The organism is Microbacterium sp. LTA6 (assembly GCF_045690355.1).
Lineage (GTDB): Bacteria > Actinomycetota > Actinomycetes > Actinomycetales > Microbacteriaceae > Microbacterium.
Map to the genome: position 1 here is coordinate 2923775 of NZ_CP147855.1, position 25046 is coordinate 2948820.

At 68.0% G+C, this 25046-nt stretch carries 22 protein-coding genes; 14 read left to right on the forward strand and 8 right to left on the reverse strand.

The genetic code is table 11. The features are described from left to right. Positions 1 to 4: 4 nt before the first annotated feature. The 3 genes from LTA6_RS13840 to LTA6_RS13850 are packed head-to-tail and all read right to left on the reverse strand — an operon-like array spanning position 5 to position 5768. Positions 5 to 3496, reverse strand: a complete 3492-nt coding sequence (locus LTA6_RS13840) for an error-prone DNA polymerase (protein WP_407358106.1) — start codon at positions 3494 to 3496, stop codon at positions 5 to 7. After that, positions 3496 to 5034, reverse strand: a complete 1539-nt coding sequence (locus LTA6_RS13845; protein ID WP_407358107.1) for a DNA polymerase Y family protein — start codon at positions 5032 to 5034, stop codon at positions 3496 to 3498. The genes LTA6_RS13840 and LTA6_RS13845 overlap by 1 nt, the downstream gene beginning before the upstream one ends. Next, entirely contained in the window at positions 5031 to 5768 is a 738-nt protein-coding gene (locus LTA6_RS13850) for a hypothetical protein (protein ID WP_341974326.1), read from the reverse strand. The genes LTA6_RS13845 and LTA6_RS13850 overlap by 4 nt, the downstream gene beginning before the upstream one ends. Positions 5769 to 5883: 115 nt before the next feature. Here LTA6_RS13850 and LTA6_RS13855 point away from each other — a divergent pair, with 115 nt between their 5' ends. The 7 genes from LTA6_RS13855 (at position 5884) to LTA6_RS13885 (ending at position 10659) form a co-directional block, all read left to right on the forward strand. Further along, positions 5884 to 6174: a DUF1905 domain-containing protein gene (locus LTA6_RS13855; RefSeq protein WP_341974327.1), complete on the forward strand. Its 291-nt coding sequence runs from the start codon at positions 5884 to 5886 to the stop codon at positions 6172 to 6174. Between the two features lie 64 nt (positions 6175 to 6238). Beyond that, positions 6239 to 6709, forward strand: a complete 471-nt coding sequence (locus LTA6_RS13860; RefSeq protein WP_363547519.1) for an A24 family peptidase — start codon at positions 6239 to 6241, stop codon at positions 6707 to 6709. Between the two features lie 55 nt (positions 6710 to 6764). After that, positions 6765 to 6977, forward strand: a complete 213-nt coding sequence (locus tag LTA6_RS13865) for a response regulator (protein WP_407358108.1) — start codon at positions 6765 to 6767, stop codon at positions 6975 to 6977. Then, the gene (locus LTA6_RS13870) at positions 6970 to 7584 is read left to right on the forward strand and encodes a CYTH domain-containing protein (protein WP_407358109.1); all 615 of its coding nucleotides are present in this window, start codon (positions 6970 to 6972) and stop codon (positions 7582 to 7584) included. The genes LTA6_RS13865 and LTA6_RS13870 overlap by 8 nt, the downstream gene beginning before the upstream one ends. A gap of 76 nt (positions 7585 to 7660) precedes the next feature. Next, a complete protein-coding gene (locus LTA6_RS13875) occupies positions 7661 to 8821 on the forward strand; it encodes a type III polyketide synthase (protein ID WP_407358110.1) in 1161 nt (386 codons plus the stop codon). After that, entirely contained in the window at positions 8811 to 9527 is a 717-nt protein-coding gene (locus LTA6_RS13880) for a methyltransferase domain-containing protein (protein ID WP_407358111.1), read from the forward strand. The genes LTA6_RS13875 and LTA6_RS13880 overlap by 11 nt, the downstream gene beginning before the upstream one ends. Next, positions 9520 to 10659 carry an FAD-dependent oxidoreductase gene (locus tag LTA6_RS13885; protein ID WP_407358112.1) on the forward strand — a complete coding sequence of 380 codons (1140 nt, stop codon included), beginning with the start codon at positions 9520 to 9522 and terminating at the stop codon, positions 10657 to 10659. The genes LTA6_RS13880 and LTA6_RS13885 overlap by 8 nt, the downstream gene beginning before the upstream one ends. A 12-nt stretch (positions 10660 to 10671) precedes the next feature. Here the strand turns inward: LTA6_RS13885 and LTA6_RS13890 are convergent, their stop codons facing one another. From LTA6_RS13890 to LTA6_RS13900, 3 genes are all read right to left on the reverse strand, one after another. Then, positions 10672 to 11520 carry a siderophore-interacting protein gene (locus tag LTA6_RS13890; protein ID WP_407358113.1) on the reverse strand — a complete coding sequence of 283 codons (849 nt, stop codon included), beginning with the start codon at positions 11518 to 11520 and terminating at the stop codon, positions 10672 to 10674. Positions 11521 to 11622: 102 nt separating this feature from the next. After that, entirely contained in the window at positions 11623 to 13020 is a 1398-nt protein-coding gene (lpdA, locus tag LTA6_RS13895) for a dihydrolipoyl dehydrogenase (protein ID WP_341974336.1), read from the reverse strand. Between the two features lie 9 nt (positions 13021 to 13029). Beyond that, positions 13030 to 13695 carry a copper resistance protein CopC gene (locus LTA6_RS13900; protein WP_407358114.1) on the reverse strand — a complete coding sequence of 222 codons (666 nt, stop codon included), beginning with the start codon at positions 13693 to 13695 and terminating at the stop codon, positions 13030 to 13032. A 101-nt stretch (positions 13696 to 13796) separates the two neighbouring features. Between LTA6_RS13900 and LTA6_RS13905 the strand changes: the two genes are divergently transcribed. The 3 genes from LTA6_RS13905 to LTA6_RS13915 all read left to right on the forward strand — a co-directional run bounded on the left by LTA6_RS13905 (position 13797) and on the right by LTA6_RS13915 (position 15613). Then, on the forward strand, positions 13797 to 14279 hold the full coding sequence (locus LTA6_RS13905) for an FHA domain-containing protein (protein WP_341974338.1): 483 nt from the start codon (positions 13797 to 13799) through the stop codon (positions 14277 to 14279). Beyond that, a complete protein-coding gene (locus LTA6_RS13910) occupies positions 14279 to 14968 on the forward strand; it encodes a MerR family transcriptional regulator (RefSeq protein ID WP_407358115.1) in 690 nt (229 codons plus the stop codon). Before LTA6_RS13905 ends, LTA6_RS13910 begins: the two co-directional genes overlap by 1 nt. A 99-nt stretch (positions 14969 to 15067) precedes the next feature. Next, a complete protein-coding gene (locus LTA6_RS13915; protein WP_102192732.1) occupies positions 15068 to 15613 on the forward strand; it encodes a MerR family transcriptional regulator in 546 nt (181 codons plus the stop codon). A 65-nt stretch (positions 15614 to 15678) separates the two neighbouring features. Here LTA6_RS13915 and LTA6_RS13920 read toward each other — a convergent pair whose 3' ends face one another. Continuing rightward, the gene (locus tag LTA6_RS13920) at positions 15679 to 16491 is read right to left on the reverse strand and encodes a ParA family protein (RefSeq protein ID WP_341978387.1); all 813 of its coding nucleotides are present in this window, start codon (positions 16489 to 16491) and stop codon (positions 15679 to 15681) included. A gap of 93 nt (positions 16492 to 16584) precedes the next feature. Here LTA6_RS13920 and LTA6_RS13925 point away from each other — a divergent pair, with 93 nt between their 5' ends. From LTA6_RS13925 to def, 3 genes are read left to right on the forward strand one after another with little or no spacing between them, the layout of a single operon-like run. After that, positions 16585 to 19992 (forward strand): pyruvate carboxylase, encoded by a 3408-nt coding sequence (locus LTA6_RS13925; RefSeq protein WP_407358116.1) that lies wholly within the window; start codon positions 16585 to 16587, stop codon positions 19990 to 19992. 53 nt (positions 19993 to 20045) lie between these two features. After that, positions 20046 to 21812: an AAA family ATPase gene (locus tag LTA6_RS13930; protein WP_407358117.1), complete on the forward strand. Its 1767-nt coding sequence runs from the start codon at positions 20046 to 20048 to the stop codon at positions 21810 to 21812. Then, positions 21812 to 22303 (forward strand): peptide deformylase, encoded by a 492-nt coding sequence (def, locus tag LTA6_RS13935; RefSeq protein ID WP_407358118.1) that lies wholly within the window; start codon positions 21812 to 21814, stop codon positions 22301 to 22303. The genes LTA6_RS13930 and def overlap by 1 nt, the downstream gene beginning before the upstream one ends. 52 nt (positions 22304 to 22355) lie before the next feature. On the opposite strand, the gene LTA6_RS13940 is transcribed toward def, so the two are convergent. Beyond that, on the reverse strand, positions 22356 to 24188 hold the full coding sequence (locus LTA6_RS13940) for a long-chain fatty acid--CoA ligase (protein WP_341974343.1): 1833 nt from the start codon (positions 24186 to 24188) through the stop codon (positions 22356 to 22358). Between the two features lie 151 nt (positions 24189 to 24339). Between LTA6_RS13940 and LTA6_RS13945 the strand changes: the two genes are divergently transcribed. Next, positions 24340 to 25038: a lysophospholipid acyltransferase family protein gene (locus tag LTA6_RS13945; protein ID WP_407358119.1), complete on the forward strand. Its 699-nt coding sequence runs from the start codon at positions 24340 to 24342 to the stop codon at positions 25036 to 25038. The last annotated feature ends 8 nt before the right edge of the window (positions 25039 to 25046 follow it).

The window sequence follows — 25046 nt, forward strand, 5'->3', positions numbered from 1 at the left end:
CCTCTCATCGGAAATCCCGTGACCGGTGCGAGATGCCGGTGCGCAGGTCTTCGAACGCGTCGGCGAGCACGTTGACGACGCCTTCGGCAGAGCGCTCGAGGATGCCGCGGATGATGAGCGCCGGCGACTCCCGTGCGACACGGCGGTAGCGATTCCAGACCCCGGTCGAGCAGACGACGTTGACGAGTCCGTGCTCATCCTCGAGGTTCATGAAGGTGACCCCTGCCGCGGTCGCCGGTCGCTGCCGATGTGTGACGAGTCCGGCGACCTCGATGCGCCGGCCCGTCTCATGGGTCTGCAGGTCGGCGGCGGTGAGCACCCCGCGTTCGCGCAGCGCCGCGCGGAAGTGTGCCATCGGATGATCGTCGGTGGAGACCCCCGTCGCCCAGAGGTCGGCGGCGAGCTGTTCATAACTGGACTGATCGGCGAACAACGGCGGCTGCACTGACACTGTCGTCCCGGGGAGGAATCTGGCGCGGTCATCGGCGGCGGCACCGGCGAGCCAGATCGCTTCCCGGCGTTTCAGGCCGAGGCAGGAGAAAGCGCCGGCGGTACCGAGCGCTTCCAGTTGGGCGGCGGTCGCATCCGTGCGCCGCACCAGGTCGTTCAAATCCCGGTAGGGGCCGTTCGCCTCCCGTTCCGCGACGATGCGCTCGGCCATTGGGACGCCGATCCCGCGGACGCCGCTGAGCCCCAGCCGCACCGCGTACCGGCCATCCCGGCGGTGGGCGGCGGAATCGTCCGGTGCGCTCCGGTTGAAACGGGCAGGCGTCGGCTGCGGATCATCGAGGCAGGAGTCCAGCCCGGTCGGCGTCCGCTGGGCAGAAGCGTCCTCGGGCTGGTCGGGTCGATCGGGTTGGAGCGGCTCCAGGGTCTCGGTCGCGCCCGAGGCATGCAGGTCGGGGCGACGCACCTCCACGCCGTGCCGACGGGTGTCGGCGGTCAAGGTGGCCGCGGAGTAGAAACCCATCGGCTGCGAACGGAGGAGCCCGGCGAGGAAGGCCGCCGGGTAGTGCAGCTTCAGCCAGGAGCTGGCATAGACCAGCAGAGCGAAAGACAGCGAATGCGACTCGGCGAAGCCGAAGTTCGAGAAAGCCTGGATCTGCGCGTAGATGCGGTCGGCGGTGTCCTTGTCGAGTCCGCGCCTGTCCATGCCCGCGTAGAGCTTCTCGCGGACCTGCTCGATCTTCTCCAGGCCGCGCTTGGAACCCATCGCGCGGCGCAGGAGATCCGCCTCATCGGCAGTGCAGTCGCCGATGGCGGTGGCCATCTGGATGAGCTGCTCCTGGAAGATCGGAACACCGAGGGTGCGCTTCAGGATGGGTTCCAGATCGGAATGCGGGTACGGGATATCCAGGCGCAGGGGGTCTTCGCCGCGCTCCGCCCGTTCCCTGTTCTCCTCGTCGAGTCTGTCCTTCGCCATCTTGCGGCGGACGAACGGATGCACCGCCCCACCCTGGATCGGGCCGGGCCGGATCAGGGCGATCTGGATTGCGAGATCGTAGAAGCTTCGCGGCTGCAGCCGGGGGAGCAGACCGATCTGTGCCCGGGATTCCACCTGGAACACCCCGATGGAATCAGCGCGGCAGAGCATGTCATAGACCGCTGGTTCCTCCTTGGGGAGAGTCTCCAGCTTCCAGGTTTCGCCGGTCGCCTCCTCGATGAGGTCGAAGCAGTGCTGAAGGGCGGCGAGCATCCCCAGGCCGAGCAGATCGAACTTCACCAGCCCCATCCAGGCGGCGTCGTCCTTCTCCCACTGGATGACGGTGCGGTTCTCCATGCGCGCGTGCTCCACAGGCACGACCTCACCGACCGGTCGGGCGGTGAGCACCATTCCGCCGGAGTGGATACCGAGATGCCGGGGCGCCTTCAGCAGTTCGTCGGCGTACTCGAGAACGTTCGAAGGGATGTCGTGCCCATCAACGGGCTCCACCCCGGCGCCCCACCCGTCGACCTGACGCGACCAGGCATCCTGCTGGCCGGGGGAGAAGCCGAGAGCCCTCGCCATGTCGCGTACGGCGTTCTTCGGGCGGTACTGGATGACGTTCGCCACCTGCGCTGCTCGCTCACGGCCGTACTTCGCGTATACCCACTGGATGATCTCCTCCCGTCGGCGGGAATCGAAGTCCACGTCGATGTCGGGCTCCTCCTGGCGTGTGGTGGCGAGGAAGCGCTCGAAGGGGAGCTGGTAGAGGATGGGATCGACGGCGGTGATCCCCAGCAGATAGCAGACCGCGCTCGCCGCAGCGGATCCTCGTCCCTGGCAGAGGATGCCGAGGCGCTTCGCCTCGGCGACGATGCCGTGCACGATGAGGAAGTAGCCAGGAAAATCCTTCTCCTCGATGACGTTCAGCTCTCGCTCGATCCGGCTTCGCCCGTCGGCATCGAGGCGCGGGTACTTCTCGGGAACGGCCTCCCAGACCAGAGCACGCAGCCAGCTCATCGGAGTGTGCCCCTCCGGAACCTCCTGCTGGGGTAGCGCCGGTCGCGCGCGCCGCAGGGGGAAGGCGGATGCCGCGGCCAGCTCGAGCCCGTGCGAGATCGCGCCGGGGTAGCGCCGGAACCGTGCGGTCATCTCGGCTCCGCTGCGCAGGTGCGCGCCGCCGTGCACGGGCAGCCATCCGTCCAGATCGTCCATGCTGCGTACCGCCCGCACGGCGGCCACCGCCTCGGCGAGCCCGGCGCGCCCGGGAGCGGCGTAATGCACGTTGTTCGTGGCCACGACCGGCAGCCGCATCCGACCGGCGAGCTCGGCGAGGGCGTCATTGCGGCGGGAGTCCAGCGGATCGCCGTGATCGAACAGTTCGACGGCGACATGATCGCGTCCGAACAGGTCGACGAGGCGCCGCAGTGGCGTCTCGGCATCCCCCTGCTCCCACCCTCGTCGCACGCCGCCCTTGCGGCAGCCCGTGAGAATCGTCCAGTGACCGCCGGCCTTCTCGACGAGTTCGTCGAGATCGTAGACGGGGCGGCCCTTCTCGCCGCCTCGCAGCTGGGCGGCGGAGATCGCTCCGGAGAGGCGGTGGTAGCCCTCCAGCCCACCCGCGAGAACGAGCAGATGCTCGCCGGCGGGGTCGGCGGCACCCCGCTGCGGTGCAGGCAGATCGAGGGACAGCTCGGCGCCGAACACCGTCTGCACCTGGAGTTTCATGGTCTCGGCCAGTTCGCCGAAGCGCGCAGCGCCGTAGAAGCCGTCGTGATCGGTGAGGGCGAGGGCGGTGAGGCCGAGTCGCTCGGCCTCGGCGAGGAGATCCTCCGGCGATGAGGCGCCGTCGAGGAACGAGTACGAGGAATGGGCGTGCAGCTCGGCGTAGGGCACAGCATCCGCAGGGCGGGTGATCTCCGCGGGCGGGATGTGCTTTCGTTTCCGGCTCACCGGCCCCGGATCGGTGCGGTGGGCCGGAGGTTCGGCGGTCGGGCTCTTCTCGACGGGTTCTTCGCCGCTGAGGGTGCGCTCCAGCTCTGCCCAGGTCAGCGGGGGATTGTGCCACCCCATCAGCGGTACCTGCCCTCTGCCCACCAGCGATCACGGGCGCGGAAGACCAACCACGCCCGGTTCCGGTCGTCGACGATCTGCAATCGGTGCCCGCGGCGGCCCTGCGCCGCGGTCCACCGGCGCTCGTCGATCGGCCACGGCCCCGCCCATGCCTGCACGGCGGCGCCGTCGATGCGTGCGGGGTCGGCGGAGAGCATCCCTCTCTCGTCGATGCCGACCTCGGTGCCGACGATGCTTTCCAGGACGACGGGTCGTGGTGGCAGGAAGACCTCGGCCGGCACCGGATCGGGAAGGCTGCCGGGCCAGGGGCGATCCGGATCCCGGGGGGTGACCGTGCGCTCGCCCCACGGCGTGAGCACCTGCCGGTCGGCGAGCCAGCGACCACCGGCGACCGCAGCGGTGACCACGCCCTGATGACCGACCATCGTCTGCACGCGGGAGACGGCGTGATGCAGGCGTTCGTCGGATCCCGAACCGAAGAGTCCCGGCTGATGGTGAGCGGCATCGTCGACTGCGACAGGGGTGATGCGCACAGCGGCGATGCCGCCGAAGGCTCTGGCCTCGTCGACGGGCTCCTTCGCATGCTCCGCCGCCAGTGCCTCCAGCTGCCAGCGCACCCGGTCGACGAGGTCGGCGGCGTCGAAACAGGTCGGATGCAGCCAGGAGCGGGAGAAGACCAGGCCGTTGTCGTCGGTCAGGTCGATGCGCACCTCGGTGCAGACGACGTCGGCATCGCCGAGGGCGAGCATCACCGCATCCGCTGTCTGCCGCACGGCGAAGGCCACCTGATCCGCACCACCCAGCGGGGGCTCGAACTCCACAGCCCGCACGAGCTCCGGATCAGGAGGACGAGGGACGAGCGGACGGGAATCGGCGCCGGCGGCGAGCGCATGCAGACGTGCCCCGCGCTCTCCGAAGCGATCCCGTACCTCGAGGGCGTCGAGAGCGGCGAACTCTCCGAGGGTGCGCACCCCGAGCCGGATCAGGAGACCGGCCAGTTGCTCGTCGCGCAGCGCCTGCACATCGAACGCGCTCAGGTACTCCTTCGCTCCGCCAGGGGGCACGATGGTCCAGGGGCGGATACTGCGGGCGGCCGCCTCTGCCGTGAACGGGCCGTCTGCGATGCCGATCCGCGCCTCGGGGAAGCCGGCATGGGTGAGGACGCGGAGGAGGGCATCTGCCGCCTCGCTCTCCCCGCCGTGGAACCGGGCGATGCCCCGTGCGCGGAGAGCAGCGAGTCCTGGGCGCAGCAGAGAGGTGCCGGGGGCATGCTTCTCGATGAGATGCAGCACGGGGAGGAACGCGCGTTCGTCTCTGGCCGGATCGTGGGGGAGTACCCGCAGTGCCGGAAGGTGCCCCTGTGCGACCCGGCGGCGTTGCCCGGCGCGGACGCCGTGCTCGCGTGCCGACGCCGTGCAGGCCACCACGGCGTTCGCGTGCACCAGGGCCGTGGGCGGATGCGGAGGCGGACTCCCGAGAGCGGCCCGCAGCGGCCAGTCGGGGAACCACAGCACGAGGACGCGGAGCGGGGCGTTCATCCGGCGACCGCCCAGCGGGAGATCTCGACGGGAGGTGCCATCGTGTCGACGGTCTCGACGGCTCCGTGCGAGCCCGGCAGCCGGACCTGAACGCTCGAGGGCATCGGCGTGCGCCTGGTCTGCGCGGTCACCGTCACGGTGCAGTCCGAGAGCAGACCCCAACCGGTGCCGAGACCGTGCCAGTGCGGATCGCGGAGCCGGATGGTCCCCTCGCTCTGCGGCCAGGTGCCGGTGGCGAGGGACTCGGTCACGAGCAGCGTGCAGCCGCGGTCGCGCAGGCGCGCATTCAGGCGGGAGGCGTCCGCATCGCGCATTCGCGTACCGGGGTGCACGGCGATGAGCGGGACCACCTCGGAGAGAGCGGAGGTCACGGCCAGCCAGCGCTCGCCGGGTTCAGGGACGAGGATCAACCGTGACAGGTCGATGCCGAACCCCGCCGCGGCCTCGACGCCCAGAGTCGGCATGCCGATCACGGCGCACCAGAGCCCCTTCTGCGATGCCGCGCTCAGCAGCGCCAGCACGAGACTCGGTGAGGAGGAGACCGTGTACGCGGCGCCCATCTGCAATCCCTCTTCCGGCAGCAGGGAGGCGAAGGCGGGGTCGAGGGGGAGCAGCGGAAGCTCGCTGCGACGGCGCTGCATCCTGCTGATCTCGCGGCGCAGCCGCAGCACCTCTCCGGCGCGGGAGTCGCCAGCCGGAGAGAGCGCGGTCACCGCATCGAGCCCGATCCCCATGTAACCATCCTCGAAGATATATTCGAATAAAGCAAGTGATGATGAAGACGATAATTCGAACGTCGGACATCAGTGCGAGCGCAGCGATGTCGGATGCGCTGACTACGCTGTGGCCATGCGGATCGAATTCGAGAGCGCCGTGACCCGGTGGGACGCGCGCACGGCATCGTGGTTCTTCGCGACCATGCCGGAAGAGCTCTCCGACGACCTGCGCGAGCTGCCCGCACCGTCACGCGGATTCGGTTCCCTCCGAGTGCACGCCGCAATCGGCTCCTCCCACTGGACGACCTCGATCTTTCCCGGTGACGCGGGCTACGTGCTGCCGCTGAAGAAGGCGATTCGCGAGGCCCAGGGGATCGGCGAGGGGGATATCGTCTTGGTCCACCTCGACATCGTCGGCCTCTGACGCGACGCGACGAGTTATCCACAGCCCGCGCACGCGGCACCCGCCGATCTTCTAGCCTTCCCTGATGGACCTCCATGAAGTGCTCGCCGTCGTCGTGCACCTCGCGCTGCTCGGAATCGGCGGCTGGCTCCTTGTCATCGACGTGCGGACGCACCGGCTGCCGAACAGGATCGTCCTGCCCACGCTCGTCGCGCTGCTGGTGCTCGTGGTGGCCGAAGCACTGTTGACCGGACAGTCCCGGCCGCTGATCGGGGCAGTGCTGGGGATGCTGATCCTGGGCGGTTTCTATGCGGCGCTGCGCATGGTGAGCAGGGAAGGCATGGGCGGCGGGGATGTGAAACTCGCCGCCGTGATCGGGGTGGTGCTGGGGTGGCACGGCTGGCAGGCGCTCGCCGTCGGAGCGGCATCCGCCTTCGTGCTCGGTGCGCTGTACGCGCTGGTGCTGATGGCCCTGCGTCGCGCGGATCGCTCGACTCGGATCGCCTTCGGCCCATGGATGATCGTCGGGGCCATCCTCGGCGTCGCGGCGGGCTGAATGCCCCGCCGCAGCCTTCTCCCTCGCTGCAGCGGAGCGACGCTAGGGTGAGCACATGGCACTTGCACGGCTTCACGGCGGCCCGCTGGACGGGCAGATCATTCCCCTCGGCGACGCGGACGACAAGCTGATCGTCCCCTACAGCGAGACTCAGGTGGTGTACAACCGACGCGGCGAACCGGAGAACACCGGCCCGCACGACGGACCCACCGAGGTCGACTACTGGTACGACGAGTCCCTCGAGGACATCAATCCGGCAGATGACTGAACCCTCCCGAACGATCGAGATCGAGCGCAAGTTCGACGTCGATCCCGAGACGCCCCTGCCGAGCTGGGACGCGATCCCCGGCGTGGACGCGGTCACCGAGGGAGAGGTCAGGGCGCTCGACGCGCGCTACCTCGATACTGTCGACGGCACTCTCTCGCGTTCCGGCGTCGCATTGCGCCGGCGCACGGGCGGACCCGACGCGGGGTGGCATCTGAAGGGACCCCGGGAGGGGGATGGGCGCCTCGAGCTCGGCTGGCCGCTCGGAGAGGGCGACGCCCTCCCCGATGCGATCGCCGACATGATCGCCCGCTGGACGACAGAGCCGCTCACCCCGTTGGCGCGCATCGAGAACGACCGCGTCGCCTATCTGCTCACCGGTCCAGACGGTGTCGTCGCCGAGTTCGTCGACGACCATGTCCGCGCCACGGACCTCCGCACCGGCACGCAGCGCGAATGGCGGGAGTGGGAGATGGAGCTGGGTCCGGCGGCACCCACCGACGCCGCAGGTCGCACGACATTCTTCCTCGCCGTGCAGACGGCGGTCTTCGCCGCCGGCGGGCGGCACTCGGCATCCGGCTCGAAACTCGCCCGCGCACTCGGCTTCTGAACAGGCGAGCATCGCAGAGAAGCGGTCTCGATGCCACCCCCTTCCGTGGAGGCACGCGGCATGCTTGAGTGACACCATGCGCCTCGCTCCCGTGCTCCGGTCCCTGCAGACGATGGTCCCCGACACTGTTCTGATCCAGGAGGAGGTGCGAGACGTCTTCGCCGCCCAGCCCGATATCGGGCGGTTGGCGAAGCGGATCGTGGCGACGTCGTTCAATGTGTCCGGCATCGAGACCCGGCACACGGTGCTCACCGAACTGTCGTTGAAAGCCGACGTCGACGAACCGACAATCTTCGACAGATCATCCGGTGAACTGCTCGCTCCTGGCACCAAAGTGCGCAACGAGTTGTACACGCGCGAGGCCGGCCGGCTGTTCGTCGAGGTGGCGCGCCGAGCGGTGGATGCCGACCCGGACATCACCGCCGCCGATGTCACCCACGTCATCACGGTGTCCTGCACCGGATTCCATGCACCCGGTCCCGACTACGAGATCGTGCGCGCCCTCGGTCTGCCCGACGGAGTACAGCGCTACCACCTGGGGTTCATGGGCTGCTACGCATCGATGCCGGCGCTGCGGGCGGCGAGCCAGTTCTGCGCGGCCGATCCGGATGCGGTGGTGCTCGTCGTCAGTGTCGAGCTGTGCACGCTGCATCTGCGCTCCTCCGACGACCCCGACCTGATCGTCGCCTCCTCCCTCTTCGCGGACGGTGCGGCAGCGGGCATCGTCACCGCGCGCACATTCGACTCGGACGTGCCGGCCCTGCGCCTGGACCGGTTCCACACCGCGATCACGGAGAGGGGAGAGCAGGACATGGCCTGGACGATCGGCGATCAGGGATTCGAGATGGTCCTCTCGACCGCGGTGCCGCAGATCATCGGCGAGAGCATCCACGACGCGATCCGGCCGCTGTACGCGGAGCCCGCGCTCGCCGCGGCGTTCGAAGACGACGCGATCGGCGAGGCGGTCCAGCACTGGGCGATCCATCCCGGCGGGCGCAGCATCCTCGACCGGGTGCAGGAGAAGCTGGGACTCACCGACGAGCAGCTCCATCCCGCGCGCGAGACCCTGCGCACCAACGGCAACATGTCCAGCGCCACCGTCCTCTTCGTCATGAAGCGGATCCTCGACGAAGGGGCGCAGGACGGCGATCGGGTGTCGGCGATGGCCTTCGGTCCAGGACTCACCGCGGAGAGCGCTCTGATGACCGTCGTCGCCCCGAGGAGCCATGCCGCCTGAACTGTCGGCTCGCGCGGTGGGGCTGCGCGAGCTGATGGACGACCCTGGTGCGGATCGCCGGATGCTGGATCGCACGTATCAGCGATTCCGGCTGGTGAACGCGATCGTCTCCCGCCCAGGACTCATCTATCGGCGTGATGTGCGCCCGCGCGCCAGGCGACGCTCGATCAGCATCCTCGATGTCGGCGCCGGCGGCGGCGACCTGTGCCGCGAACTCGCCAGGCGGCTGCGCCGGGACGGCCTCGATGCCGAGATCACCGCGCTGGATGCCGACCGTCGCGCGGTGAGCTGGGCCGAGTCCCATGACGATGGCGCGGGGGTGCGATACCGCTGCGCGCACACCTCCGACCTGGTTAGGGAGGGCGCCGTCTTCGATGTGGTGATGTCCAACCATCTGCTCCATCACCTCGCCGACGATGAGCTGCAGGAGCTTCTGGCGGATACCCGTCGACTCGTCGGCGATGGTGGCCTCGTCGTGCATCACGACATCGCGCGGAGCAGAGCCGCTTATGCGCTCTTCGCCGCTGCCACGTGGCCGTTCGCCGGAAACCTTCTCGCCGGATCGTTCATTCGAGATGATGGGCTGACCAGCATCCGCCGCTCATACACCGCGCGGGAGTTGACGGCCGTGGTGCCGGCCGGATGGGCGGTGCGGACAGGGGTTCCGGCCCGGCTGGAACTGCGGTGGGAGCGGGCTGATGCCTGACCACGACGTCGTGATCGTCGGCGCGGGCCCGGTGGGGCTGCTGCTCGGTTGCCTGCTCGCCCAGCGGGGGATGGACGTCGCCGTCTGCGAGAAGCGCACCGGAGCAGACGAGCGCAGCAGGGCGATCGGAATCCACCCGCCCGGTCTGGACGCCCTCGATGCGGCCGGGATCGGCGATCGCGTGCGCGCGGAAGCGTTGGCGCTGGAAGGCGGTGATGTGCTCAGCCGGGGACGCACGCTGGCCTCTGTCGACTTCACGCGTGATCGACCGGTCCTGGTCCTGCCGCAGCATCGGACGGGCGCGCTGCTGCGCGAACGACTCGAACAGGTCGACGCGGCGGCGCTCCGGTCGGGATGCGACGCGCTCGCCGTCAGAGACGAGGACGAGTTCGTCAGGCTGACCGTCGACATCGGCGGGCACCGTCGCGAGCTCACATCATCCTTTCTCGTCGCAGCGGACGGTGTGCGCAGCGGCATCCGCGAGATGCTCGGAATCGGATGGCAGCGGCGACGCGGCACCGCCGATTACCTGATGATGGATGTCCCCGCCCCTGCCGCGGACTCTCGTGCACGTCTGTACTGCGAACCCGGAGGGCTGGTGGAGTCCTTCCCGCTCCCCGGCGGCATCCGGCGATGGGTGGTGCGGAATGCGTCGGGCGGCTCAGCAGCCGCGGCGAGTGCGCGCTGGAACGCCGCCGATCTCCGCGCGGCGATCGAGGAACGCACGGGTGTCGGGCTGACCGTCCCCGACGGCGTCCGGCCGACGGCGTTCTGGGCGGCTCAGCATCTCGCTGCCCGTACGGTCGTGGGCCGCGTTTTCCTGCTCGGGGATGCCGCGCACGAGATCAGCCCGATCGGGGGACAGGGGATGAACCTCGGCTGGCTGGATGCCCTGCGCCTCGCCGACCGGATCGAGCAATCGCTGGGGCGCGGGACGACGGGCCTCCGCGGGTTCGAACGGCGCAGCAGACGAGCTGCTCGCCGCACCCAGAGCCGTGCCCGTTTCTACATGGCGATGGGTGCTCCGGCGCAGCCTCTCGTCGTGCACACCCGAGAATTCCTGATCCGCGTGCTCGGGTCGGGCGCCGGGAACGGACGGATGGCGGACACGATCACGATGAAGGGGCTTTAGGAGCGGTAACCGTCAGGCGGATGATGGTTCGCCACGCACCGGGGTGGGAAGCGTCTCGGCGGCGACTTCGCGGACCCAGGCCGCCTTGACGGATCGCCATGCCTCGTCATCGTGTCCGAGGCGCCAGTAGGGGGAGCAGGACAGACGATCCTCGGCGACGATGCCCGCGCTCAGCAGCACGCGGCGCACCGCGCGTGTTGATTCGGCCTCGCCGTGCACGAACGCGCTCACGACTCCTTCCAGCGGGGGAAGTGCGGCCACGGCATCGGCCAGGAGGGCGTCGGGGTCTCCGCCGTCGACCGTGTGCACCCAGCGCACGGTGAGTTCGCCCGGCGAGGCGAGTGGGATCTCGTCCTCGGCCGAGCCGACTTCGGCGATGATCACCACCGGTCGTCCCTCGGGAACGGCCTCAGCGGATGCGGCGATCGCGGGAAGCGCACTGGCGTCGCCGACGAACAGATAGCTGTCGGCGTCATCCTCAGGGCGGTAGCCGCCGGCCGGGCCACGCAGCTGCAGCCGGTCGCCGGGCTGGGCGTGCAGCGCCCATCTCCCGGCGTACCCGACATCCCCATGGGCGACGAAATCGAGGGCCAGCCGCCGCGTCTGCGAGTCCCACGCGCGCACGGTGATCCTGCGGGCGAACGGGCGCTGCTCGCGCGGGAGCTCCCGGACCGCGTCGTCGGTGAACGGGACCTCGTAGGGAGCTCCGTCGGGGAGGAAGAAGCAATTCACGTACTGGTCGGTGTCCTCGATCGGCTCGAAGGCGTCCAGCCCGGATCCGCCGAGGACGACGCGCAGCAGATGGGGAGAGAGGAGCTCGGTTTCGACGACTTCTCCATACAGGCGGTTCGGCTCGGTCATGGGATCTCCTCCGTGTGGGAACTGGGGCGGCGATGGGCAGCGGGCCGGATTGAAAACGGCCTGACTACGGATTCGTAGTCAGGCCGTTTCAGCTCAGGCTGATCAGAAGTTGATCATGTGCCCGGCGAGGCCGTGGAAGCCCTCCTGCAGGGCTTCGGACAGCGTCGGGTGGGTGTGCACGTTGCGAGCGAGCTCGAGAGCCGTCAGATCCCACTTCTGCGCGAGCGTGAGCTCGGGGAGGAGCTCCGAGACGTCCGGGCCGATCATGTGTGCGCCGATGAGTTCGAGGTGCTCGGCATCCGCGATGAGCTTCACGAAGCCGACCGGCTCGCCGAGGCCATGCGCCTTGCCGTTGGCCATGAACGGGAACGACACGACCTTGATGTCGCGCCCCTCGTCCCTGGCCTGCTGCTCGGTGAGACCGAAGGACGCCACCTGGGGCGAGCAGAACGTCGCCCGCGGCATCATCCGGTAGTCGCCCAGAGTCATCGTCTCGGCCTTGCCGATGGTTTCGGCGGCGACCACGCCCTGCGCCTCTGCGACGTGGGCGAGCTGCAGCTTCGCGGTGACATCACCGATCGCGTAGATGCCCTCGACGTTGGTGCGCATGTGGTCATCGATGTCGATCGCGCCACGGTCGGTGAGCTTCACGCCGGTGTTCTCCAGGCCGAAGCCGGTGACACTCGGAGCGAAGCCGATCGACATCAGGACCTTGTCGGCCTCGATCGAGCTCTGCTGGCCGTCCTTGGCCGTGTAGGTGACGGTGACGGACGAGCCGTTGTCGACGACCGTCTCGACCTTGGTCGAGGTGAGGATCTCGACGCCGAGCTTCTTGTACTGCTTGGCGATCTCCTTGGAGACGTCCGCATCCTCGTTCGGGAGCGCACGGTCGAGGAACTCGATGATCGTGACCTTGACGCCGTAGTTCGTCATGACATACGCGAACTCCATGCCGATGGCGCCGGCGCCGACGACGACGATCGATTCCGGCAGCTCACGCGAGAGGATCTGCGCCTCGTAGGTGACGACGTTGTCGCTCAGCGTCACGCCGGGAAGCAGGCGCACCGTCGAGCCGGTGGCGATGATGGCGTTGTCGAAGGTGACCTCTTCGGTCGTGCCATCGGTCTTCGCGACCGAGATCGCCTTGGGGCCGGTGAAGGTCCCGCGACCGTCGTACTCGGTGATCTTGTTCTTCTTCATCAGGAAGTGGATGCCCTTGACGCGACCGTCGGCCACCTCGCGGCTGCGATCCCACGCCTTGCCGAAGTCGAGCGTGAACTCACCCGAGATGCCGAAGAACTCGGCCTTGTGCTTCAGGGTGTGCGCGAGCTCTGCGTTCTTCAGAAGAGCCTTGGAGGGGATGCAGCCCACATTGAGGCAGACACCGCCCCAGTACTTCTCCTCGATGATGGCAGTGGACAGGCCGAGCTGTGCGCTGCGAACGGCGGCGACGTATCCGCCAGGACCCGCGCCGAGAACGACGACATCGTAGTGTGGCATGCCTCAAGCCTAGCGCGCTGAGGCGTCGTCGGAATCGGATGCAGCGCCCCTGCGACGGGCCCTCGAGACCATGACGGCGACGACCGCGCCGCCGAGCCCCGCGACGACCACGGCACCGATGATCCAGGGCAGAGCGCCCAGGAACGCATCGCCGTCCGCGGGAGTGCCCTCGGTCGTCGCGGTGGCCGGCGGGCTCTGCTCGGCCGACGGCGTCTCCGAGGGGGCGGGGGCGGTGGTCGGCGCTGCGGTCGGTTCCGTGAGGGTGCTCGTGGCCACGGTGAAGGAGAACTCCCCGTCTGTCGGATGGCCGTCGCTGGAGACGACCTTCCAGATCACGTGGTAGACGCCGGCGTCCGCCTCGGCCACCAGCGGCAGGGTGACGATCGCGCCGTCGACGGTCGCTGCTCCGTCGGTCACAGATCGGCCGGCGGCATCCGTGACCACGACTTCCGTCGCCCCTTCGCCGTCGATCAGCTTCGCGCTGAAGGTGAGCGTCAGCTCGGCTGGCAGCGTCTCCACCGTCGTATCGGCGGCCGGACTCGATGCCTGCAGGCTGTCATGCGCGGATGCCGGCAGCGGAGTGCCCAGCACCAGAAAAGCTGTCAACAGCGTCGCGGCGAGGGCGAGCGGGGCGGTGAGCAGGGCAGCGGGGCGGTGGCGAACGGTCGTGTGCACCTGGTCAGCCTATGAATCTCCGGTATGTGCGGGCTGAGTGCGAACCCGACCTCCCGCGGCGCCCCCGGCATCGGATAGTCTGGACAACGAGGAGGGCCACTGTGACAGACAGCGAGAGCCGATCGGGCGGGGAAGCGATTCACCGTTCCGGCGAGCAGAAGCACGATGTAACGCAGACGTTCGGGCATGATTCCGATCTGTCGTTCGTTCCCTTCGGGGCGGAGCTGACCGAGGTCGAGCAGTCCGCGATCGCGGCGTTGCCCGCCGGATCAGCGCTGCTGCTGGTGCGCTCCGGCGCACTCGCCGGCGCCCGCTACCTCCTCGACACCGACGTCACGACGGTCGGTCGTCACCCGGAGGCGGACATCTTCTTCGATGATGTGACCGTGTCGCGTCGTCATGCTGAGATCACTCGCAACGGCTCGTCCTTCGAGATCATCGACCAGCGCTCGCTCAACGGCACCTACGTGAACGGGGAGCGCGTGGACCGCAGTGCACTCGTCGACGGTTCCGAGTTGCGGGTCGGCAAGTTCCGGCTGAACTTCTTCCTCTCATCCGTCGACCGCTCGGCGGCGAACGGCTGATGGCGGCACCTCACGCCCGCGAACGCTCAGCGTCCGCGGGTCTTCTGAGCATCGGTCAGGTGCTCGCTCGGCTCACCCCGGAGTTTCCGGAACTCACCTCCAGCAAGCTGCGCTTCCTCGAGGTGCAGGGCATCGTGACGCCCTCGAGAACCGAGTCGGGCTACCGCAAGTTCTCGCAGGCGGACATCGAACGGCTGCGCCTCGGCCTCGTGCTGCAGCGCGACCACTATCTGCCGCTCAGCGTCATCCGGGAGCAGCTCGACGACGCCGAGACGAATGGCGGAGCCGGAGCGGCTCTTGCACCGCCGCCCTCGATCACGCCTCCGCCGCGACGCTACCGTCGCGGCGAGTTGCTCTCCGCGGCCGGTGCCGGCCCGCAGCTCCTCAACGACGCGATCAGCACCGGCGTCATCACAGCGTCCGAGACATATCCCGAAGCGACGGTCGCACTGCTGCGTGGTCTCGTCGCACTGGATCGGCACGGCATCGAGCCTCGGCATCTGCGTTCCATCCGGCAGGGGGCAGAACGCGAAGTGGCGCTCATCGAATCGGCGATGTCCGCGCTGCTGCGCCGGACGGATGCCGTCTCGCGCGCCAAGGCGAGCGAGATGGCCCCGGAGCTGGCCACCAAGATCGACGAAGTGCGCTCGCTGTTCGTCAAGGATGCCCTCTCGCGAGTGCTTTCGTAACGAACTGATTGCGACACACCTGCACCGAAGTGCAGATGTCATTGCTGCTGCTGGGGCACTGCTCTAGCGTGGAGGTAACGGCTCCAGAGAGGATTTCAGATGAATGCGGATGAGCTTTCAGGCGACCCGCGGTTCGTGTCCGAACTCCTCTTCACGGACGGTCTGCCCGCCATGGATGATGAGGTCGGCTATCGCGGTGCGGTCGCCGCACGCGCAGCCGGGATCACGTACCGCCAGCTGGACTATTGGGCGCGCACCGAGCTGGTGGTTCCCACCGTCCGCGGCGCCAGCGGGTCCGGTTCGCAGCGGCTCTACGGCTTCCGCGACATCCTGGTCCTCAAGCTCGTCAAGCGACTGCTCGACACGGGCATCTCGCTTCAGCAGATCCGTACGGCCGTCGACCAGCTTCGCGCTGCCGGCATCCGCGATCTCGCCGGGACCACGCTCATGAGCGATGGTGCGTCGGTTTACCTCTGCACCTCGAACGACGAGGTCATCGACCTGGTCAGCCGCGGTCAGGGCGTCTTCGGCATCGCCGTCGGGAAGGTACTCCGCGAAGTGGAGTCGACGCTCGTCGAGTTCGATCCGACGGCACCGGACCCGGTCGACGAACTCTCGGCTCGCCGAACCAAGCGTTCGGCGTAGTCTCCGACTCGAAAGAGAACGGCCACCCTCGCGAGAGGATGGCCGTTTTTATTCTGCGTTGGTTGTCAGGACTGGGTGCCCGTCTCGGAAACCGTGATACGACCGGTGCGGATGATTCGATCCAGCAGCGAGTCGAAGTCCGCGGCGAGTTCCTGAGCGGAGTCGCCCGGCCAGATGTGCAAGGGTTTCGCGGCGCCCTGCGCCTGCTGCAGCGAGGTACGCTCCGGAAGCTGCGGGGCGAGCACGAGAGGCCCGAACATATCGCGCAGTTCCTTGATGCGGAACTGGTGCTCGATCGACTGCGGGCGCACCCGGTTCACCACGATGCCGAGCGGCTGCAGACGAGGGGAGAGTCCGCGACGGATCTCTTCGATCGCGCGAAGGGCTCGATCGGCCGCCGCGACCGAGAACAGACCCGGCTCGGTGACGACCATGACGCGGTCGCTCGCAGCCCAGGCCGTGCGGGTGAGGGCATTCAGTGACGGGGCGCAGTCGATGAGCACGAGATCGTAATCGGCTTCGACCGCGGCGAGGGCTTCTTCGAGCTTCCAGACGTCGCGGACGCTCGGATGCGGTCCGTCGAAGTTGATCGCCGAAGGGCTGCCGATGAGCACGTCGATCGTTCCGGGGTGGACCTTCGCCCAGCCGCTGGAGGTGATCGCCTGGCGGACGATCTTCTCCTTCGGGTTCGCCAGGACATCAGCGATGTTGAGCCGGCCGGCAACCTGGATATCCATGCCGGTTGACACATCGGACTGCGGGTCGAGGTCGACGACGAGGGTCCGGACGCCTCGGGCGAAAGCCGCTGAGGCCAGGCCGAGAGTCACGGTCGTCTTGCCGACACCGCCCTTGAGAGAGCTGACGCTGAGTACGTGCACGGACTCCACGTTACCTTCCCCTAGGCTGAGGAAACACTCAGCCCCGCCCCATGTGCGACGAAAACGCCGCACGTCGAGCTCTCAGAGGTGTGCATGTTCCAGAAGATCCTTGTGGCCAATCGCGGCGAGATCGCGATCCGGGCCTTCCGCGCCGCGTTCGAGGTGGGAGCCAGGACGGTCGCTGTCTTCCCCTATGAGGACCGTGGATCCCTGCATCGCCTGAAGGCGGATGAGGCCTACCAGATCGGGGAGCGCGGCCACCCGGTGCGCGCCTACCTCGACGTGGACGAGATCATCCGCGTCGCCAGGGAGTCCGGCGCCGACGCGATCTATCCCGGATACGGCTTCCTGTCGGAGAACCCGGAACTCGCGGAGAAGGCTGCGGCGAACGGCATCGTCTTCATCGGGCCGCCCGCCCACGTCCTTGAGATGGCGGGCAACAAGGTCGAAGCGAAGCGGCACGCCATCGAGGCCGGAGTTCCGGTGCTGCGCTCGACCGAAGCATCCGACGACATCGATGCCCTCGTCGCGCAGGCCGACGACATCGGCTTCCCGCTTTTCGCCAAAGCCGTCGCCGGTGGCGGCGGGCGCGGGATGCGCAGGGTCGCGTCGAAGGGCGAGCTCGCTCCGGCGCTGGCCGAAGCGATGCGCGAGGCAGAGAGCGCCTTCGGCGACGCGCGGATGTTCCTGGAGCAGGCCGTCGTGCGCCCGCGCCACATCGAGGTGCAGATCCTCGCCGACAAGACCGGTGAGACTGTTCACCTGTTCGAGCGCGACTGCTCGGTGCAGCGCCGCCACCAGAAGGTCGTCGAGATCGCTCCGGCGCCGAACCTCGATGACAGCATCCGCACGGCCCTGCACGGTTACGGTGTGGCGTTCGCGCGATCGATCGGCTACGAGAACGCGGGCACGGTGGAGTTCCTGCTGGAGACGGCGGGGGAGCGAGCGGGCGAAGTCGTCTTCATCGAGATGAACCCGCGTATCCAGGTCGAGCACACGGTCACCGAGGAGATCACCGACGTCGACCTCGTCCAGACCCAGATGCGGATCGCCGCGGGCCAGACGCTCGCAGAGCTCGGTCTGCAGCAAGAGCTTCTACACGTGCGCGGCGCCGCGCTGCAGTGCCGGATCACGACCGAGGATCCGACGCAGGGATTCCGTCCGGACACGGGCAAGATCACCACTTACCGTTCGCCCGGCGGCGCGGGTATCCGCCTGGACGGCGGCACGACCGCCGCCGGTTCACAGATCAGCCCGCATTTCGACTCGATGCTGTCCAAGCTCACCTGCCGCGGGCGCGATTTCCCCGCAGCGGTCGCCCGTGCCCGTCGAGCGCTGGCGGAGTTTCGCATCCGTGGTGTCTCCACGAACATCGCGTTCCTGCAGGCGCTGCTCGAGGACGAGTCGTTCATCGCCGGCGATGTGAGCACCTCGTTCATCGACGAGCGGCCCGATCTGCTGCGCGGCCGAGTGTCCAAGGACCGCGGCACGAAGATCCTGAACTGGCTGGTCGATGTCACGGTCAACAAGCCGAACGGGGCTCATCCGGGTGCGATCGACCCCGTGACCAAGCTTCCGGTGATCGACCTGGATGCTGTTCCCGCACCGGGTTCGCGGCAGCGACTGCTCGAACTCGGCCCCGAGGAATTCGCCAGGAGCCTTCGAGCGCAGACGGCACTGGCCGTCACCGACACGACGTTCCGCGACGCGCACCAGTCCCTGCTGGCGACGCGAGTACGCACACGCGACCTGGTCGCGGTCGCCCCGCACATCGCCCGCCTCACCCCGCAGCTGCTCTCGGTGGAGGCCTGGGGCGGTGCGACCTACGACGTCGCACTGCGCTTCCTCGGCGAAGATCCGTGGGAGCGACTGGACAAGCTGCGGGCGGCGCTGCCGAATGTCGCGATCCAGATGCTTCTCCGCGGCCGCAACACCGTGGGCTACACCCCTTACCCGACGGCCGTGACCGAGGCGTTCGTCGCCGAGGCAGCGGCCAGCGGCGTGGACATCTTCCGCATCTTCGACGCGCTCAACGACGTCGATCAGATGCGCCCGGCGATCGAAGCCGTTCGCGCCACCGGCACCGCCGTCGCCGAGGTCGCGCTCTGCTACACAGGCGACCTGCTGAATCCGGCCGAGGATCTCTACACACTCGACTACTACCTGCGCCTCGCCGAGCAGATCGTCGACGCGGGCGCACACATCCTCGCGATCAAGGACATGGCGGGCCTCCTCCGGCCCATGGCTGCGGCGAAGCTCGTCAGTGCGCTCCGTGAGCGCTTCGACCTCCCGGTGCACCTGCACACCCACGACACGCCGGGTGGGCAGCTCGCTACTCTCCTTGCGGCCAGTGCGGCCGGCGTGGACGCCGTGGATGCGGCATCCGCACCCCTCTCCGGTACCACGAGCCAGCCTTCGCTCTCGGCCCTGATCGCGTCGCTGGCGCACACCGATCGCGACAGCGGCATCTCGCTCGACGCGGTATCGGACCTCGAGCCGTACTGGGAGGCGGTCAGACATCAGTACGCGCCGTTCGAGTCCGGTCTTCCGGGCCCCACCGGTCGGGTCTACCACCACGAGATCCCGGGCGGTCAACTGTCGAACCTGCGCCAGCAGGCCAAGGCGCTCGGGCTCGCCGACGATTTCGAGCTGATCGAGGACATGTATGCCGCGGCCGATCGGATCCTCGGTCGCGTTCCGAAGGTCACGCCGTCGTCCAAGGTCGTCGGCGACCTGGCCCTGCACCTCGCCGCCGTCAAGGCCGACCCCGCCGACTTCGAGGAGAACCCGGGGAAGTACGACGTTCCGGATTCCGTCGTCGGCTTCATGGCGGGCGAGCTGGGCGAACTGCCAGGGGGATGGCCCGAGCCGTTCCGCACCAAGGTGCTCGCCGGCCGCGAGATCCGTATCGGGGTCACCGAGATCTCTGCGGATGACGAGACGGCACTGGCGGGCGACAGCGCCAGCAGACGCGCGCGTCTGAACACCCTGCTGTTCCCGGCTCCGATGCGAGAGTTCTCCCAGATGCGGGAACTGTTCGGAGACCTGTCGGTGCTCGATACCAGCGACTACCTGTACGGGTTGGTCCCCGGGCAGGAGCACGTCATCGAGATCGACCGCGGCGTGCAGCTGTTCGTCGGGCTCGAAGCCATCGGCGAAGCGGACGACAAGGGCATGCGCACCGTGATGACGACGCTGAACGGTCAGCTGCGTCCGGTCTTCGTCCGCGATCGCTCCATCGTCGTCGACGTGCACCAGGTGGAGAAGGCCGACACGTCGATCGCGGGCCACATCGCCGCGCCGTTCTCCGGCGTGGTGACGCTGAAGGCGGAGGTCGGAGCATCCGTTCGAGCGGGTGAGCCGGTCGCATCGATCGAGGCGATGAAGATGGAAGCAGCGATCACCGCACCCACCGACGGCGTCGTGGAACGTCTCGCGATCTCCTCCCCGCAGCAGGTGGATGCGGGAGATCTTTTGGTCGTCATCCGCCCAGCGCACTAATCTTGTCCGGGCGGGCCGCGCACCCGAGGCCCGCACAAGCTTGGAGCGACATCGTGACCCCGAAGAACTTCGACGACCCGCTTGCGGACGATTCGCGGGGGGTGCTGGATGACGCCGCGTCTTTGGACACGACGGGGATCGGCATCCTCGGCGGCACCGCTCAGGTGAGCGTCGCGCTGCCCAAGGAGGATGAGGACGACCTCGCTGACGACGGTGTCGTCGAGGGCGAGATCGTCACCGACCTCATCGTCGACGACGTCATCGTCGACGAGACGCCGTTCGAGGATGCGCGTGCCATCGGCCGCATCCACGCCGCCGACATCATCATCGAGATCCCTGCCGAGCCGGAGGCTGCGAGCATCGCGGATGCCGAGGAACAGCGAATCGAGACGGAGCCCGTCGAGGAGTCTGTCGAGACGGAAGCGGTGGAGGAGCCGGCCGTCGAGGAAGCACTCGATGAGGATGACATCGTCGAGGACTCGGCCGTCGAGGCCCCTGCCGTCGAGGACTCGGCCGTCATCGAAGACGTCCTCATCGAGGATGCTGTCGTCGAGGAGCCGCTCGTCGAAGAGCCGGTCGTCGAGGATGCTGTCGTCGAAGAACCCGTCGTCGAGGACGCCGCCCACGCCGGGGCCGCCGATACCGACGCCGATACCGAGGCCGCTGCCGCTGCACAGTTCCTTGCTCAGGCGCGCGCCGACCTGGCGGCATCCGCAGTGTCGGCGGCATCCGTCCAACCGCTGACCGCCAAGAAGGAGACCCCTCCCGTGGACACCTCGAACGACAAGGCGATCGCCGCGCAGCCGCGGCGAGCCGCGGCACGCAACGACGTCGCGCTGACCTCGAAGCGTCTGGACGATCTCGGTGAGGCCGCGCGGGAGAGCGCCGATCTGCTCACCGCCGATCGCCTCCTCGATCCGCACCAGGTTGCCAAGCCCGAGCCGGAGGGGGCCTGGAGCCACCTCCTCTACACGTTGTCCGGCCGTCGCATCAACATCGGCGATGGACGTCGCGCGCGTGAGCGCAAGGCGCTCACGACGAGGATCTCGGCTCCCCTCGCCGGTGGTGCTCGCTTCGTGCCGGTCCTCTCGCGCAAGGGCGGTGTCGGCAAGACCACCATCACAGCACTGCTCGGCATGGCACTGGCCGATGCCCGCGAGGATCGCGTCATCGCGGTGGACGCCAACCCCGATCGTGGCACGCTGGCGGATCGCATCGTCCGCCCGAACCACAGCAAGTCGGTCCGTGACCTCGTCCGCATCCACGACGAGGTCAGGGGTTACCACGACATCTCCGCGATCGTCTCCCGTGACGCCACGCGACTGGACGTCCTGGCGTCGGATGCCGACCCGCGCATCGCCGAGGCCTTCAACGACAGCGACTATCGCGATGTCGCCGATGTCGCCGCGCACTACTACTCGCTGGTGCTCACCGACACCGGCACCGGCATCGTGCACTCCGTGATGTCGGCGACCCTCGATCTCTCCGACCAGATCGTCGTCGTCTCCGGACTCAGCGTCGATGAGGCGCGGCTCGCCTCCGAGACGCTGACCTGGCTGGAGACGAACGGCTACGCCGAGCAGGCGCGCGAAGCGATCATCGTGCTCAATCAGTCCACCCCTGGCGCCCCGCTGGTGCGCCTGAACGAACTCGAAGCGCATTTCGCCACCCGGGCGAAGCGTGTGGTGCGCGTGCCGTACGACGCTCAGATCGCCGGTGGTGGCACGATCGTCTTCGCGAACCTGCGCCCGGAGACTCGTCAGGCGGCCCGTGAACTCGCGGCGCTCCTGGTCGAGGGCCTGCGCGCCAAGGCCGCCTGATGGCCGTCCGTGAGATCCGCGTGTTCGGCGACCCCGTTCTGCGCACCGTCTGCGCGCCGATCGAGGAGATCGATGACGGCGTCCGTGCGCTCGTCGCCGATCTGGTGGAGACCGTCGAGCTGCCGGGACGTGCCGGCGTCGCCGCCCCCCAGATCGGATTCGCCGTCCGCGCCTTCAGCTACAACATCGACGGCGATATCGGGTACGTGCTGAACCCCGTCCTCACCGAGGTGCGCGGTGACGCCGTGCCGACGGGGGAGGGATGCCTGTCCGTTCCCGGACTCTGGCATGACACGCCTCGGCATCCATGGGCCCGCGTCGAGGGGATCGACCTCGACGGCAACCCGGTCGTCCTGGAGGGCGAGGGTCTGCTCGCCCAGGCGCTGCAGCATGAGACCGATCACCTCGACGGCAAGCTCTATCTCACGCGTCTCGATCCGGAGACGCGCAAGGTGGCGATGCGCGAGGTGCGCGAGAGCGCCTGGTTCTGAGCAATGACGAAGGCCCCCGCAGAATCTGCGGGGGCCTTCGTCATGTCTGCGGTCAGCCGCCGAGCGGAACGTTCGTCGTGGTGACGGGCTCGTCGTAGATCGCGGCGATCTCGTCGGCGAAATCGCTGAGGATGACGTTCCGCTTGATCGACATCTTCGGCGTGAGGTGGCCGGAGGCCTCGGTCCACTCCGAGTCGAGGATCGTGAACTTGCGGATGGACTCGGCGCGCGACACTCGCGTGTTCGCGGCGTCGACCGCGCGCTGGACCTCCGCACGGACGGCTTCGCTGGTCGACGCCTCGGCGAGCGACGTGTCGGCGGGAAGGCCGTTGTTCGCAAGCCAGGTCGGCAGCATCTCGGGGTCGAGGGTGACCAGTGCCGAGATGAAGGGGCGCTGGTCGCCGACGACGACCACCTGGCCGATGATCGGATTCGAGCGGATCGGGTCCTCGAGCGCTGCCGGCGCGACGTTCTTGCCGCCGGCAGTGACGATGATCTCCTTCTTCCGGCCGGTGACGGTGAGGAATCCCTCGGCGTCGAAGCTGCCGATGTCACCGGTGCGGAACCAGCCGCCTTCGCTGAACGCGTCGGCTGTCGCCTGCGGGTTGTTCCAGTACTCCTTGAACACGTTGATGCCACGGACTTCGATCTCGCCGTCTTCGGCCAGGCGCACCCCGACTCCGGGAAGCGCGGGGCCGACCGTGCCGATCTTCGACTTGTCAGCGAGGTTCACCGTCGCCGGTGCCGTGGTCTCGGTCAGCCCGTAGCCCTCGAGGATGACGACACCGAGGCTGTGGAAGAAGTGCCCGAGGCGCGCGCCGAGAGGAGCGGATCCGGAGACCGCGTAGGCCACGTTGCCACCCATCGCCGCCCGCAGCTTGCTGTAGACGAGCTTGTCGAAGAGCGCGAACTTGATCTTCATGCCCAGCGGGATCTTCTTGCCCTCTTCGAGCAGCTTGGAGTGCTCGATGGCCACGTCGGCGGCGGCGCGGAAGATCTTTCCCTTGCCGCCGGCCTCGGCCTTCTGCTCGGCGGAGTTGTAGACCTTCTCGAACACGCGGGGGACGGCGAGCAGGAAAGTCGGCTTGAACGAGCCCAGAGCGGGCAGCAGCTGCTTGGTGTCGGGCTGGTGCCCGGTGCGGACGCCCGCGTGGATGTCGAGGATCGAGATGAAGCGGGCGAAGACATGCGCCGTCGTGATGAAGAGCAGAGTGGAGGCGCCGGGTGTCGTCAGCACCTTGTCGAGCGCCTTGCCCGAGTTGCGGCACAGCTCGACGAAGTTGCTGTGCGTGAGCACGCAGCCCTTCGGGCGTCCGGTCGAGCCGGAGGTGTAGATGAGGGTGGCGATGTCGGATCCGACGGCGAGGTTGCGACGGCGCTCGATCTCGGCATCCGTCACCGAAGCTCCCTGAGCCGTGAGTGTGTCGATCGCGCCGAGGTGCAGCTGCCAGACATCACGCACCAGCGGGATGTCGCTGCGGATCTCGTCGACGCGGGCATAGTGCTCCGGCGATTCGACGAGCAGGGCGATGGCTCCGGAATCCTCCATGATCCACTGGATCTGGGACGGAGAGCTGCTCTCGTAGATGGGAACCATCACCGCGCCGGCGTAGAAGAGGGCGAAGTCGATGAGCGTCCACTCGTAGGTGGTGCGCGCCAGGAAGCCGACCTTCTCGCCGGGCTGGATGCCGGCCGCGGCGAAACCCTTCGCGAGTGCGACGACCGCGGTCTGGAAATCTGCGGCGGTGATGTCGCGCCAGCCCTGGCCGTCCGGCACGGAGAACAGTGCCAGGTCGGGGGTGGCTTCGACACGCTTCACCAGCAGGTCGGCGATGTTCGCGTCAGGGTCGGCGGGGACGATCGCAGGGACTTCAAACTGGACCACGGCAGCTCCTTCGGTACCGGTCGGACACGGGTTGTCCCCGAGTCTAAGGCATGGAATCCAGTCGCACACTTAGTGAGACCCGGTCGCGTCCTTGGCGGGGAATATCCGAAGTCTCCGCGGATGCCGCGGCGGTGCCCTAGACTTCACCTCGATGTTCTACTGGCTGATGAAGTACGTCGCGATCGGGCCCTTGGTCAAGGCGATCTTCCGTCCCTGGATCGTGGGCCGCCGCAACGTGCCCGCGAGCGGCGGAGCGATTCTCGCCAGCAACCATCTCTCCTTCGCCGACTCGGTCTTCCTTCCGTTGATGATCGATCGGCCGATGTCGTTCCTCGCCAAGAGCGACTACTTCACAGGCCGCGGGATCAAGGGCTGGGCGACGAAGTTCTTCATGAAGGCCACGGGACAGATCCCGATCGACCGCTCCGGGGGCAAGGCGTCCGAGGCCTCGCTGAACACCGGACTCCAGGTGCTCGGGAAGGGCGACCTCCTCGGCATCTATCCCGAAGGCACGCGCAGCCCGGACGGCAAGCTGTACCGCGGACGGACCGGAATCGCGCGGATGGCGCTCGAGGCGAAGGTGCCGGTGATCCCGGTCATCATGGTCGACACCGACACGGCGATGCCGATCGGGCAGCGTGTCCCACGCGTGATGCGGATCGGGATCGTGATCGGCGAGCCGCTCGATTTCTCTCGCTACGCGGGCATGGAGAACGACCGCTACATCCTCCGTTCGGTCACCGACGAGATCATGGTCGCTCTGCAGAGGCTGGGCGCCCAGGAGTACGAGGACGTCTACGCGTCGACGGTCAAGGACCGGCTTCCGGTGCACGTCACACGCGGCTCCTGAGGCGTCAG

Coding starts and splice junctions, on each gene's coding strand:
- def (WP_407358118.1), top strand. CDS start 21,812: ATGGCCGTCCGTGAGATCCGCGTGTTCGGCGACCCCGTTCTGCGCACC.
- LTA6_RS13855 (WP_341974327.1), top strand. CDS start 5,884: ATGCGGATCGAATTCGAGAGCGCCGTGACCCGGTGGGACGCGCGCACG.
- LTA6_RS13865 (WP_407358108.1), top strand. CDS start 6,765: ATGGCACTTGCACGGCTTCACGGCGGCCCGCTGGACGGGCAGATCATT.
- LTA6_RS13860 (WP_363547519.1), top strand. CDS start 6,239: ATGGACCTCCATGAAGTGCTCGCCGTCGTCGTGCACCTCGCGCTGCTC.
- LTA6_RS13915 (WP_102192732.1), top strand. CDS start 15,068: ATGAATGCGGATGAGCTTTCAGGCGACCCGCGGTTCGTGTCCGAACTC.
- LTA6_RS13870 (WP_407358109.1), top strand. CDS start 6,970: ATGACTGAACCCTCCCGAACGATCGAGATCGAGCGCAAGTTCGACGTC.
- lpdA (WP_341974336.1), bottom strand. CDS start 13,020: ATGCCACACTACGATGTCGTCGTTCTCGGCGCGGGTCCTGGCGGATAC.
- LTA6_RS13880 (WP_407358111.1), top strand. CDS start 8,811: ATGCCGCCTGAACTGTCGGCTCGCGCGGTGGGGCTGCGCGAGCTGATG.
- LTA6_RS13875 (WP_407358110.1), top strand. CDS start 7,661: ATGCGCCTCGCTCCCGTGCTCCGGTCCCTGCAGACGATGGTCCCCGAC.
- LTA6_RS13910 (WP_407358115.1), top strand. CDS start 14,279: ATGGCGGCACCTCACGCCCGCGAACGCTCAGCGTCCGCGGGTCTTCTG.
- LTA6_RS13845 (WP_407358107.1), bottom strand. CDS start 5,034: ATGAACGCCCCGCTCCGCGTCCTCGTGCTGTGGTTCCCCGACTGGCCG.
- LTA6_RS13885 (WP_407358112.1), top strand. CDS start 9,520: ATGCCTGACCACGACGTCGTGATCGTCGGCGCGGGCCCGGTGGGGCTG.
- LTA6_RS13945 (WP_407358119.1), top strand. CDS start 24,340: ATGTTCTACTGGCTGATGAAGTACGTCGCGATCGGGCCCTTGGTCAAG.
- LTA6_RS13850 (WP_341974326.1), bottom strand. CDS start 5,768: ATGGGGATCGGGCTCGATGCGGTGACCGCGCTCTCTCCGGCTGGCGAC.
- LTA6_RS13925 (WP_407358116.1), top strand. CDS start 16,585: ATGTTCCAGAAGATCCTTGTGGCCAATCGCGGCGAGATCGCGATCCGG.
- LTA6_RS13840 (WP_407358106.1), bottom strand. CDS start 3,496: ATGGGGTGGCACAATCCCCCGCTGACCTGGGCAGAGCTGGAGCGCACC.
- LTA6_RS13890 (WP_407358113.1), bottom strand. CDS start 11,520: ATGACCGAGCCGAACCGCCTGTATGGAGAAGTCGTCGAAACCGAGCTC.